This window comes from Nonomuraea sp. NPDC051941 (assembly GCF_044593615.1).
Genome location: NZ_JBIUCF010000035.1, coordinates 13785 through 26055 on the forward strand (window position 1 = coordinate 13785; position 12271 = coordinate 26055).

Below are 12271 nucleotides of genomic sequence, written 5' to 3' on the forward strand. Positions count from 1 at the left end.
GGAGTGACATGGACACCATTCGTTTCGGCTTCTACGGCCGAGTTTCCACAGAGGACAACCAAGATCCCGCATCGTCCCGAGCCTGGCAGCTCACCCGTTCCCGTGCGCTCATCGAGCCACGTGGGGGAGTGATCGTCGCTGAGTTCTTCGACGTGGACAAGTCACGCTCGATCCCCTGGCAGCGTCGTCCTCAGTCGGCGGCGCTCTTGGCCGTACTACGGAACCATGATCGTGGCTTCGAGGCCGTGGTGATCGGTGAGCCCCACCGGGCTTTCTACGGCAACCAGTACGGCCTGACGTTCCCGATCTTCGAGCACTTCGGCGTGCCGCTGTGGGTGCCGGAGGTGGGCGGTCCCATCGATCCGGCGAACGAGGCGCACGATCTTGTGATGAGCGTCTTCGGCGGCATGAGCAAGGGGGAGCGCAACCGCGTCAAGGTCCGAGTACGTAGCGCCATGGGAGCCCAAGCGCAGATGGAAGGCCGGTTCCTCGGCGGGCGTCCGCCGTACGGCTACATCCTGGTTGACGCCGGTCCGCACCCCAACCCGGCCAAAGCGGCGGATGGCCGGCGGCTGCATCGGCTCGAACTCGATCCCGTCGCCTCGGTCGTCGTCGCTCGGATCTTCGCCGATTTCCTCGCGGGCTACGGCATCTTCGCCATCGCTGAGAGGCTGACGCGAGAGGGCATCCTGTGTCCGTCCGCTCACGATCCTGGACGCAACCGTCACCGGTCCGGGATCGCCTGGTCCAAGGGCGCCGTGCGTGCCATCCTGCTCAACCCTCGTTACACCGGCTACCAGGTATGGAACAGGCAACGGAAGGACGAGGTCCTGATCGACGTGGATGACGTGGGCCTCGGGCACATGCCCAAGCTCCGCTGGAACCCCAAGGACAAGTGGATCTGGTCGGATGCCCCGGCGCATCCTCCGATCGTGAGCCGGGAGGACTTCGAGGCGGCGCAACAGACGCTCCACAGTCGTGGTGATCGCTACACCGACAAGACCGTCAGGCGGGCTCAGCGTTTGTACCAGCTCCGTGGACGACTCATCTGCGGACTCTGTGACCGCAAGATGCAGGGGCATTGGGCCAACGAAATGCCCTACTACCGGTGCAGGTTCCCGGAGGAGTACGCGCTCGCCAACCGCGTGACGCACCCTCGCAACGTCTACCTGCGCGAGATCGACCTAGCCCCCAAGCTCGATCGCTGGTTGGGACGCCTGTTCACTCCGTCGAACATCGACCGCACCTTGGATCTCCTGGTGACAGCGCACGAAGCGCCGTCCCCGGCCTCGCACGAGACTGAGGCCATCAAGCGGCAGATGGCTGAATGTGATCGGAAGCTGGCTCGCCACCGTGCAGCCCTGGAAGCCGGCGCTGACCCGGTGCTCATCGCGAGTTGGATGAGCGAGGAACAAGGCCGGAAGACTGAGCTGCAACACAGGCTCACGCGGCTCCCGGTTGCCCGGCCCCGTCTCTTCGACCGTGACAGCCTGGCAGCGTCCCTGCGCGATCTGGGGAGTCTCGTCGATGTTCTGGGAAGAGCCGACCCGATCCGCAAAGCGAAGATCTACGCGAGCCTCGGCCTGGAGCTGGTCTACCACCCCTCACAACACAAAGTCCTGGTTGCTGTCTCCAGCAACCAGGACCATATGGGGTACGGGTCTGTGTCCGAGGGGGGACTTGAACCCCCATGCCCATCACTGGGCACTAGCACCTCAAGCTAGCGCGTCTGCCTATTCCGCCACCCGGACTTGGTGCCTGCACGTGAGACCGTCATCTCGCGTCGGCTCAGTAAGGTTAGCAAACTCTGAGGGGTGCGTCATACCAAGAATCAGCTCGCCCCTTCGAGGTGTCTCCGCCGGCCGGAATATGGGGCGGGCGGGAGCTCCTGATGGGGCCTTGCTGACGTACGCCAGAGGGTGTTGAGGCAGTTGGTGGCGGTTTGGCCCATGGGGAGTTGGCGAATTTCTGGGTCTCCGTTGAAAAGCTCTTGCGGCCACCTTGAGTGCTGCTACGGTTACGGACCGTTGAGGGGTGAGTCCATGGACCGGCCTCACGACAAATGAGGCCGGTTCTGGAGTGCGGGAGGTCACGTGGCGCGCATGGTGGTGCGGCGGAGGGCTGTGGCCCTCGGTGTGCATCGCCTGCCCGTGACCGTCCCGGCGCATGACGTGACCACCGTTCGGGTTGACCGGATGGCGCGGTTCGCGGCCGGTGCCCGGCGGCTCGTCGTGCGGGCAGTCACTGTCGGCGCCCTGGTAGCCGCCGGATGGCTGTTCGCCGTCATCTTCGGCATGCTCACCGCCGCCCCGGCGGCGGCCGAAGTGGCGACTCCTACGGCGGACGCGCAAGCGAAGACCACGGCCGCGCAGACCGTGGACGGAGCCGCGTCCGCTCAGGTGCCTCACTCCCTCACCAGCCCCGATGACAACGCCGAGGCCATGGCCGGGCGTACGGTCGACGGGCTCAACAGCCAGCAGGATCCTGGCCTGCCATCGCCATCCACCGCCGGAAAGATCCTGGACACCAATGGCTTGGTGCCCAACGGCGGTGGCAGCGGCTCGTTCGGGGCCGCTGCGGGGGACGTCGCGAGGTCTGTGTTCGACCCGCGGCTGCAGGTGCTGCGCGCCCTCCTGGCGCGGGTGCCTGCCCCCGTCGTCCGCACAGCGGCGGACGACCCCTCCTTCTCGCCTGACTGACCCGCCTTGCAGCTGCCGGTCCTTTCGTTGACCGGCCCCTTTCCGAAGTAACGCGGTTGAGCGCGGTCTGAGACGCCTCTCCGCCGGCGGGTGCACAAACACGTCAGTTCAGCTGTTCGCGAACCCGAGGTCTCCGCTGTGCGCGAAACCTCGCACGGCCTCGGGCTGCCCGCGAACCGTTCCGTTATCCCCCAAGAAGTTATCCCCCAAGTAGTTATCCCCCCAAGAAGAACCACTAGGAGCATTCATCATGCGTACGTGGGCAAAGGCATCTACTCCCGCGGCTCTGCTCGCCGTTGCCGTCATGTCGTTCGGCGGCGGCACCGCCCTGGCCGACACCTCGGGCGACGCGTCCGTCGGCGGCGGCAACCAGGTCGACCTGCCGATCTCCCTGCCCATCGACATCAGCGGCAACTCCGTCGGCGCGGTCGGCAGCTCCTCTGCCTCCTCGCAGGGCGGCGCCGAGGTCGTCAACAAGGGCGGCATCCCGGGCAACCGCACCTCGGGCAACGCGAGCGTGCTCGGCGGCAACCAGGTGAACGCGCCCATCAGCGCCCCGGTCAACGCCTGTGGCAACGCCGTCTCGCTGGTCGGCAGGTCCGACGCGGGCTGCAAGGGGGGCGCCACCGTTCGCAACCAGGGCAAGGGCGGCGCGGGCGGTAACCGTACCTCCGGCGACGCCAGCGTGCTCGGCGGAAACCAGATCACCGCGCCGATCTCCGCGCCGATCAACGTCTGCGGCAACGCGGTCGCGATCTTCGGCAGCGCGACGGCGGGCTGCAAGGGCGGCTCCAGCGTCCACAACACCGGAGTGGGCGCGGGCGGCAACCGCACCTCGGGCAACGCCAGCGTGCTGGGCGGCAACCAGGTCGTCGCGCCGATCTCCGCGCCGGTGAACATCTGCGGCAACGCCGTCGCCGTCGTCGGCCGGGCGTTCGCGGGCTGCAAGGGCGGCTCGACCGTCACCAACGGCGGCGGCCACCGGCACGGCTACCACGGCCCCCGCGGCCCCGTGGGCTCCTCGGGCAACGACACCGACGGGCGCTTCGGGGTCGGCAGCGGCAACCAGGTGATCGCCCCGATCAGCGTGCCCGTCAATGTCTGCGGCAACGCCGTGGGCAACGCCGCCGCCAGGTGCGAGGGCGGCTCCAAGGTCGAGAACACCCGCCGCGGGTCCGGGGCGGGCGGCAACGTCACCTCCGGCCAGGCGGGCGTCCTCAGCGGCAACCAGGTGGTGGCGCCGATCAGCGCGCCCGTCAACGTCTGCGGGAACGCGGTGGCCCTGGTCGGGCACGCGTTCGCCAGCTGCAAGGGCGGCGCCCGCGTGAAGAACGGCGGCACCGGCGCCGGTGGCAACCACACCTCCGGCCGGGCCGGCGTGCTGAGCGGCAACCAGGTCATCGCGCCGATCACCGCCCCGATCAACATCTGCGGCAACGCGGCCGCCGTGCTCGGCGCCTCCAGGGCCCACTGCAAGGGCGGGGCCAAGGTCGACCGCACCGGTGGCGGCGGCAACCACACCTCCGGCCGCGCCGGGGTGCTCGCGGGCAACCAGATCATCGCGCCGATCGCCGCTCCCATCAACGTCTGCGGCAACGCTGCGGCCGTGCTCGGCGACGCCGCGGCCGGGTGCCTCGGTGGCGCGAACGTCGGCAGGCCCGAGTACGGGCACGGATACGTCCGCGGCGGCGTCGAGCGGACGGCCGGCAAGGGCTCCAAGGGCGGGCTGCTGCCCATGCTGCCCGCCGTCCCGGTCCTGGGCGGCGTGCAGGACCTCGCCGGCGTCACCCAGAAGGGCAACGACCTGGCCGGGGTTCCCCAGCAACTGGGCGTGACCGGCAAGCTGCAGGAGGTCACGGGTACGGGCCTGACCTCGGTGCCGCTGGTCGAGGACGCCGCCCAGACGTTCGGCCTGCCGAGCCTGCCCGAGCTGCCCGGCCTGCCCGGCCAGGCGCAGACCCCGGCCCAGCCGAAGAAGAAGCACGCGGCCGGCCAGGTCGACGGCGCCGGGCGCCCCGCCGCCTCGAGCGGCGCCGTGTCCGTGCTCGACCCGGCGACCGGCCTCGTGGCCGGCACCCCGGTCGGCGGCGCCGTCACCTCGGCCACCCGCGGCCTGCCGGTCAGCGGCCTGATGAGCGCCGAGCAGCCCGCCGGCCTCGGGGGGATGAACTCCAGCTCCCTGCTCGCCCTCATGATCGGCGCGATGTTCGCCGCCTCGGCGACGCTGTTCGGGACCGCTCGCCGGTTCCGGATCGGCCGGAAGTAAGGGAATCAGGCAGCACGTAACAAGGACGGCTACCGCTCACAGCCTGTGAGCGGTCAGCGTTAGACGCTTTGCCCGTTCCGGGGGCGCGGCCCGGGGCGGGCAAAGCCATGTCCGGGGTTCACAGCGTGCTGCGTACCCGCAAGACCTTGCGACGCAGCCGTACGTGGCGGCTACCGTCGGGGTAGACGCGTACGCGGGCCAGCTCCCACTGCCCGTACTCTGCGTGTTCGGTCAGCAGCTGACGTGCTGCTTCACGAGTGAGATCGCGTGGAATGAAGATATCCATGTAGGAGTAGTCGAGCACAACGATTAGTCTCCAGGGTGAGTCAGGGCGCCATGCCGCTCGATGGGCCTTATTCTGCGTGCTTGTGGGTGGACCCGGAAGCTAGTGGGTAGCCCGGGGGAAGGAAATTTCCGCGAGTCGGGTTACCTTTCAGTCTGTACCGACTCCCGGCAGGGGGATTTGCAAAGCGAACAGCGAGGTAGGAAGCAGCGTGCCAGCCAAGAACGGCAGCGCCGGCGGAACACGCCTGGTGATCGTCGAGTCGCCCGCGAAGGCGAAGACGATCGCCGGGTACCTCGGGCGCGGCTACATCGTCGAATCGAGCATCGGCCACATCCGGGACCTTCCGGAGAGGGCCGACGACATCCCCGAGAAGTACAAGGGAGCCCCATGGGCCCGCCTCGGGGTCAATGTCGAGCACGAGTTCGAGCCGCTGTACGTCGTCAACCCGGACAAGCGGTCGCAGGTCAACAAGCTGCGGCAGCTGCTGAAGGACGCCGACGAGCTCTATCTGGCCACTGACGAGGACCGCGAGGGCGAGGCCATTGCCTGGCACCTGCGCGAGGTCCTCAAGCCCAAGGTCCCGGTCCACCGCATGGTGTTCCACGAGATCACCCCGCAGGCCATCCAGGACGCCGTGGCCAACCCGCGCGACCTCAACCTGCGCCTGGTCGACGCCCAGGAGACCCGGCGCATCCTCGACCGCCTCTACGGCTACGAGGTCAGCCCGGTCCTGTGGAAGAAGGTCAAGCCCCGCCTGTCGGCCGGCCGCGTGCAGTCGGTGGCGACGAGGCTCGTGGTGGAGCGCGAGCGCGAGCGCATGGCGTTCACGCCCGCCCACTACTGGGACCTGCAGGCACTCTTCGACACGAACAAGCCCGAGGAGCGGCCGCGTGACTTCACCGCGACCCTCACGGGGGTCGACGGCAAGCGGGTGGCGCAGGGCCGCGACTTCGCCAGCACCGGGCGGCTCAAGAACGTCGACGTGCTCCACCTGTCCGAGGAGGCCGCGGGCGAGCTGGCCGGGCGGCTGACGGGCGCGTCGTTCGCGGTCAAGTCCGTGGAGCGCAAGCCGTACACGCGCAAGCCGTACGCGCCGTTCCGGACGACCACGCTGCAGCAGGAGGCCAGCCGGAAGCTGGGGTTCTCCGCGAAGTACACCATGCAGGTGGCGCAGCGGCTCTACGAGAACGGCTTCATCACCTACATGCGTACCGACAGCATCACGCTGTCGGAGACCGCCGTGGCGGCCGCCAGGTCCCAGGCGATCAAGCTGTACGGGGCCGCGTACGTGCCCGACAAGCCGCGCGTCTACAGCAGCAAGGTGAAGAGCGCGCAGGAGGCGCACGAGGCGATCCGGCCCTCGGGCGAGGAGTTCCGCACGCCGGGCGAGACCGGGCTGTCGGGCGACATGTTCCGGCTGTACGAGCTGATCTGGCAGCGCACGGTGTCCTCGCAGATGAAGGACGCGGTGGGCGAGTCGGTCACGGTCAAGGTGGGCGGCAGGTCGTCGTCGGGCGAGGACGTCGAGTTCAGCGCGTCCGGGCGGACGATCACGTTCTACGGGTTCCTCAAGGCGTACGTGGAGGGGGCAGACGACCCCTCGACCGACCGCGACGACTCCGAGAAGCGGCTGCCGAACCTGGCGGAGGGCGACGCGCTCAGCGTCACCAGGCTCGACGTGGCGGGCCACTCGACCAAGCCGCCCGCGCGTTACACCGAGGCGTCGCTGGTCAAGGAGCTGGAGGACCGCGAGATCGGGCGGCCTTCGACGTACGCCTCGATCATCGGGACCATCCTCGACCGCGGCTACGTGTTCAAGAAGGGCACGGCGCTGGTGCCGTCGTTCCTGGCGTTCGCCGTGGTCAACCTGCTGGAGCAGCATTTCGGCAACCTGGTCGACTACGACTTCACGGCCGAGATGGAGAAGGTCCTCGACGACATCGCCAACGACCGGGCCGAGCGGGTGCCGGAGCTGCAGCGCTTCTACTACGGCTCCGACGGCGACGAGGGTCTGAAGGAGATGGTCACCGACCTCGGTGACATCGACGCCAAGGAGATCAGCTCGTTCCCGGTCAAGGGGACGGACATCGTGCTGCGGGTCGGGCGTTACGGGCCCTACCTCGACAGGGACGGCGCGCGGGTCAACGTGCCCGAGGACATGACGCCCGACGAGCTGACGGCGGAGAAGGCCGAGGAGCTGTTCTCCAGGCCGACGGGCGACCGGGAGCTCGGGCGCGACCCGGTGTCCGGGAACATGATCGTGGCCAAGGACGGCCGCTACGGCCCGTACGTGACGGAGGTCCTGCCCGAGCCGCCCGAGGACGAGGCACCCAAGAGGCGGACGAAGAAGGCCGACGCGCCCAAGCCGCGCACGTCGTCGCTGTTCAAGACGATGTCACTGGACACGATCACGTTCGAGGACGCGCTCAAGCTGCTGTCGATCCCCAGGCTCGTGGGCGAGCTGGAGGGCGAGGAGGTCGTGGCCTCCAACGGCAAGTTCGGCCCGTACCTGAAGAAGGGCACCGACTCGCGCTCGCTGGCCTCGGAAGAAGACCTGCTGACGGTCACGATCGAGCAGGCCAAGGAGCTGTTCGCGCAGCCGAAGCAGCGCGGCCGGCGGGCCGCGGCGGCGGCGCCGCTGCGCGAGCTGGGCGCCGACCCCCACTCCAAGAAGCCCATTGTGGTGAAGGAGGGGCGGTTCGGGCCTTACGTGACCGACGGCGAGACGAACGCGTCGCTGCGCAAGGACGACACGGTCGAGGACATCACGACCGAGCGGGCGGCCGAGCTGCTGGCCGAGCGGCGCGAGCGGGCGCCGGCGGCCAAGAAGACCACCACGAGGAAGGCGCCGGCGAAGAAGGCTCCCGCGAAGAAGCCGGCGGCCAAGTCGTAAGGCGAGCCGCGAGGTTGGCGGGGCCGCAGGACGCGGCCCCGCAAGTAGCATCGACGCTGTGATCGTCTTGTTCTTCGCGGGCCTGATCCTGCTGGCACACCTTTATCTGTGGCAGCGGATGGTCCGTTCCACCACGGCCCCCGGGCGGCTGCGCAAGGCGTTGACGTGGGGTGTGGTGGGGCTGACGGTGCTCGTCGTGGCCACGTTCGCGGCCACGCGGATGGACTTCGGGCACTGGCTGGCCTGGCCGGGCTACGTCTGGCTGGCGCTGATGTTCTACCTGATCGTCTTCATGGTGGTGCTGGAGGTGCCGCGGGCGGTGGCCGCGCTCGTCCTGCGCAGGGCCTCGCGGAAGGCCGTGACGCGCGAGGCGGCGCCGGTGCCCGTGCCCGCCATGGCGGGCGCCCCGGCGCCCCCCGAGCCCGCTCCCGTGGCGGCCCCGATCAGCAGGAGGCTCTTCCTGGGGCGGACCACCGCCGCCATCGCGGGCGTGGGAGCGCTTGGCACGGTCGGGTACGGCATGACGAGCGCCCTGGGCGACCCCGTGATCGAACGCGTGAAGGTGGCCCTGCCGAAGCTGGACTCACGGCTCAGCGGCCTGCGGTTCGCCGTGGTGAGCGACATCCACCTGGGGCCGCTCACGGGCAGGGGGCACACCGAGCGGATCGTCCGCATGATCAACGGCCTGGAGGCCGACGTGGTGGCGATCGTGGGCGACCTGGTGGACGGGTCGGTGGCCCAGCTGGGGCCGCTGGCTCAGCCGCTGAAGAGCCTGGAGTCCCGTTACGGGGCATATTTCGTGACCGGCAACCACGAATACTTCGCTCCCAGCGGGCCCATGGAGTGGATCGAGGAGCTCGATCAGCTCGGCGTACGCTCGCTGCGGAACGAGCGCGTGGAGATCAGGCACCAGGGCGCCGTGCTGGACCTCGCCGGGGTCAACGACCTCAACGGCGCCTCGGCGGGCGACGGCCCCGACTTCGACAAGGCGCTGGGCGGCCGGGACGCCGGCCGGTCCACGGTGCTGCTGGCGCACCAGCCGGTCCAGGTCGGCCAGGCCGCTCGCCACGGCGTCGACCTGCAGCTGTCCGGCCACACGCACGGCGGGCAGATCGCGCCGTTCAACCTGGTGGTGGGCCTGCAGCAGCCCGTGGTCTCCGGCCTGGCCACGGTCGACGGGGTGCAGGTGTACGTCACCAGGGGCGCCGGGTTCTGGGGCCCGCCGGTGCGCGTCGGGGCGCCGCCCGAGATCACGCTGCTGGAGTTGCGCTGACCTTCCGCGATCTACTGGTCACCTGCGGTCATGATGGCGTAGAGTATCCAACCGGATACTGATCGGAGGTGGGGGATGGTCTCCTCGCCTATGGAGGCGGCGCACGCCGCCTTCTGGGCCAAGCGCGGCGGGCAGCTGTTCAAGCAGGCCCGCCATGCGGCGAGCATGAACCAGCGCGTCCTGGCCAGCGTGAGCGGCACGTCGAGGACCACGCTGTCGGCCTACGAGCACGGCAGGAAGTCACCGACATTGGAGACCGCGGGGCGCATTCTCGACGCGGCCGGCTTCCGGCTGGCGCTCGAGGCCAAGGTCGAGTTCGCGGCCCGCGCGGGCGACGGTCGGACGTTCCACGTGCCGAGCCGGTTGCGGCGGCTGCCGGTCGGGGCGGCGCTGGGCGTCGTGCGGCTGCGGGAGCGGGTCTACGACCTGGCCGACCGGGAGGCGCGCCGGGCCGCGTACACCGTGCTGCTGTGCGAGGGCGAGCCTCAGGAGCTGCTCGATCACGTGGACGGGGTGCTGCTCGTGGAGCTGTGGGGCGAGCTGGAGCTGCCCGAGGAGATCCGCGCGGAGTGGGGGCCACTGGTGGAAGAGGCCCGACTTGAGGCCGGAGTTATGAATTGATGATGCTTTTGGGGGCCTATTCGAGGTCTGCACCCTGCACGCTGGCCCGCGAACGTAATACCCTCAGCCCCGAGTCGGCCGGGAATATCCGGCTGGTCTGTTGTCCACCCACTTCCTGGATACGCTGAAATCATGACTGCCCCTGGTCGAAGCCGCCCGGCCCACGTGCTGGCCAATGCGCCGTTTCGACGGCTTTGGATGGCCATGTCGGTGTGCAGCCTGGGCGACTGGCTCAACATCCTGGCGCTGACCGCCCTGGCCGGTAATCTCACGCAGAACGACTACCGTCTGCAGTCGCTGGCGGTCGGCGGGGTGTTCATCGCCAAGATGCTGCCCGCCGTGCTGCTCGGGCCGCTCGCGGGGGTGTTCGCCGACCGGTTCGACCGGCGGCTGATGATGGTCGTGGCCGACCTGCTCAGGTTCGCCGTGGTGCTGTCGATCCCGTTCGTCCGCAGCTACCAGTGGGTGATCGTCGCGACCGTCCTGGTCGAGTGCGTCAACCTGTTCTGGGTTCCCGCCAAGGACGCCACGGTGCCCAACCTGGTGCGCAAGGATCAGCTCGAGTCGGCCAACCGGCTCAACCTGCTGGTCACGTACGGCACCGCGCCGGTCGCGGCCATGCTGTTCGCGGCGCTGTCCGTGGTGGGCGGCGTGATCACGAGCATGGTGCCGTCCATGGCCGGCCAGGACGCCACGTCGCTCGCGCTGGTCGTCAACGCCTGCGCCTACCTCGTCTCGGCCGTCCTGATCTTCACGCTGCGCGACATCCCCAAGCGCGACGGCGCCATCTCCACGCCCTCCGTGCTCAAGCAGATCGTCGAGGGCTGGCGGTTCGTGGGCGGCAACCGGCTGGTGCGCGGGCTGATCATCGGCATGCTGGGGGCCTTCGCCGCGGGCGGGGCCGTGGTCGGCGTCGCCAAGATCTACGTCCAGGCGCTCGGCGGCGGCGACGCGGCCTACGGCGTCGTGTTCGGCGCGGTCTTCGTCGGCATGGCGCTGGGCATGTTCTTCGGCCTCAGGCTGCTGCGCGAGCTGTCGCGGCGGCGGCTGTTCGGCCTGGCCATCACCGTGGCGGGGCTCGTGCTGGTGGCCACCGCGCTCGTGCACAACCTGGTGATCGTGGTCATGCTGACCGTGCTGCTGGGGGCGTGCGCGGGCATCGCGTGGATCATCGGCTACACGCTGATCGGGCTCGAGGTCGAGGACGGGCTGCGGGGCCGTACGTTCTCGTTCCTGCAGTCCACGGCGCGGGTGACCCTGCTGCTGGTGGTCGCCGTGGCCAACCCGCTGGCGGCGATCTTCGACGTCCACTGGCTGCGGTTCGGCACGATCGCCTACCGGTTCGACGGCTCCAACCTGGTGCTGGTCATCGGCGGAGTGCTCGCCATGGTCGTGGGCGTCCTCGCGCTGCGGCACATGGACGACAGGAAGGGCGTCTCGCTGGCCGGCGACCTCATCGCGGCGGTGCGCGGCGAGCGGTTCCCGGCCGAGGCGGCCGAGGCGGTGCCCGGGCTGTTCGTGGCGTTCGAGGGCGGCGAGGGGTCGGGCAAGACGACCCAGTCGCGGCTGATCGCCATCTGGCTGCGTGACCAGGGCTACGACGTGGTGCAGACGCGCGAGCCGGGCTCGACCAAGGTCGGCATGCGGCTGCGGGCGATCCTGCTCGACGCGGCCGAGCGCGGGCTGTCGGCGCGCTCCGAGGCCCTGCTCTACGCCGCCGACCGGGCCGAGCACGTGGAGAAGGTGATCCGTCCCGCGCTCTACCGGGGCTCGCTCGTGATCACCGACCGCTACGTGGACTCCTCGCTGGCTTACCAGGGGGCCGGGCGGGCGCTCGACCCGAAGGACGTGTCCAAGATCAACGCTTGGGCGACCGGTGGGCTGGTGCCGCACCTGACGGTGCTCATCGACACCCCGCCGCAGGTGGGGCTGACCCGGCTGGGCGGGGCCGCCGACCGGATCGAGTCGGAGCCGCTGGACTTCCACGAGCGGGTACGCAAGGAGTTCCGGGCGTTGGCCGCGGCGGCGCCCGAGCGTTACCTGGTGGTGGACGGCACGCTGGAGCCCGAGGTGATCACCCGCCAGATCCAGGACCGGATCCGCGACATCCTGCCGGACCCGGTGCCGCAGGAGTCCGAGGACGCCACGGGCACGATGCCCGCCATCCGCGGCGACTGGACGATGCCCACCATCCGCGACTAGACCTCTTCGCGTGGGCGGAGCCCCGGGAGAT

8 protein-coding genes, 1 tRNA gene and 1 pseudogene are annotated in these 12271 nt (G+C 69.5%); 7 read left to right on the forward strand and 3 right to left on the reverse strand.

The window, feature by feature from the left end:
• Window positions 1–8: 8 nt before the first annotated feature.
• A pseudogene (locus ACIHFD_RS43530) lies at window positions 9–1145 on the forward strand (recombinase family protein); the annotation flags it as partial.
• A gap of 39 nt (window positions 1146–1184) precedes the next feature.
• Here ACIHFD_RS43530 and ACIHFD_RS43535 read toward each other — a convergent pair.
• Both ACIHFD_RS43535 and ACIHFD_RS43540 read right to left on the reverse strand, forming a co-directional pair.
• On the reverse strand, window positions 1185–1601 hold the full coding sequence (locus tag ACIHFD_RS43535; RefSeq protein ID WP_397371915.1) for a hypothetical protein: 417 nt from the start codon (window positions 1599–1601) through the stop codon (window positions 1185–1187).
• A gap of 64 nt (window positions 1602–1665) precedes the next feature.
• Window positions 1666–1751 (reverse strand) — tRNA-Leu (locus ACIHFD_RS43540).
• 351 nt (window positions 1752–2102) lie between these two features.
• Between ACIHFD_RS43540 and ACIHFD_RS43545 the strand changes: the two genes are divergently transcribed.
• Entirely contained in the window at window positions 2103–2699 is a 597-nt protein-coding gene (locus ACIHFD_RS43545; RefSeq protein WP_350724341.1) for a hypothetical protein, read from the forward strand.
• Between the two features lie 250 nt (window positions 2700–2949).
• The gene (locus ACIHFD_RS43550; RefSeq protein ID WP_397371916.1) at window positions 2950–4965 is read left to right on the forward strand and encodes a chaplin family protein; all 2016 of its coding nucleotides are present in this window, start codon (window positions 2950–2952) and stop codon (window positions 4963–4965) included.
• Window positions 4966–5083: 118 nt separating this feature from the next.
• On the opposite strand, the gene ACIHFD_RS43555 is transcribed toward ACIHFD_RS43550, so the two are convergent.
• Window positions 5084–5251 (reverse strand): DUF5703 family protein, encoded by a 168-nt coding sequence (locus tag ACIHFD_RS43555; protein ID WP_397372031.1) that lies wholly within the window; start codon window positions 5249–5251, stop codon window positions 5084–5086.
• A gap of 208 nt (window positions 5252–5459) precedes the next feature.
• Between ACIHFD_RS43555 and topA the strand changes: the two genes are divergently transcribed.
• The 4 genes from topA (at window position 5460) to tmk (ending at window position 12240) form a co-directional block, all read left to right on the forward strand.
• Window positions 5460–8144: a type I DNA topoisomerase gene (topA, locus tag ACIHFD_RS43560; protein WP_397371917.1), complete on the forward strand. Its 2685-nt coding sequence runs from the start codon at window positions 5460–5462 to the stop codon at window positions 8142–8144.
• A gap of 58 nt (window positions 8145–8202) precedes the next feature.
• Window positions 8203–9417: a metallophosphoesterase gene (locus ACIHFD_RS43565; protein ID WP_397371918.1), complete on the forward strand. Its 1215-nt coding sequence runs from the start codon at window positions 8203–8205 to the stop codon at window positions 9415–9417.
• A 75-nt stretch (window positions 9418–9492) separates the two neighbouring features.
• The gene (locus ACIHFD_RS43570; protein ID WP_397371919.1) at window positions 9493–10038 is read left to right on the forward strand and encodes a helix-turn-helix domain-containing protein; all 546 of its coding nucleotides are present in this window, start codon (window positions 9493–9495) and stop codon (window positions 10036–10038) included.
• Between the two features lie 132 nt (window positions 10039–10170).
• Window positions 10171–12240, forward strand: coding sequence for a dTMP kinase (tmk, locus tag ACIHFD_RS43575; RefSeq protein WP_397371920.1), 2070 nt, complete (start codon window positions 10171–10173; stop codon window positions 12238–12240).
• The last annotated feature ends 31 nt before the right edge of the window (window positions 12241–12271 follow it).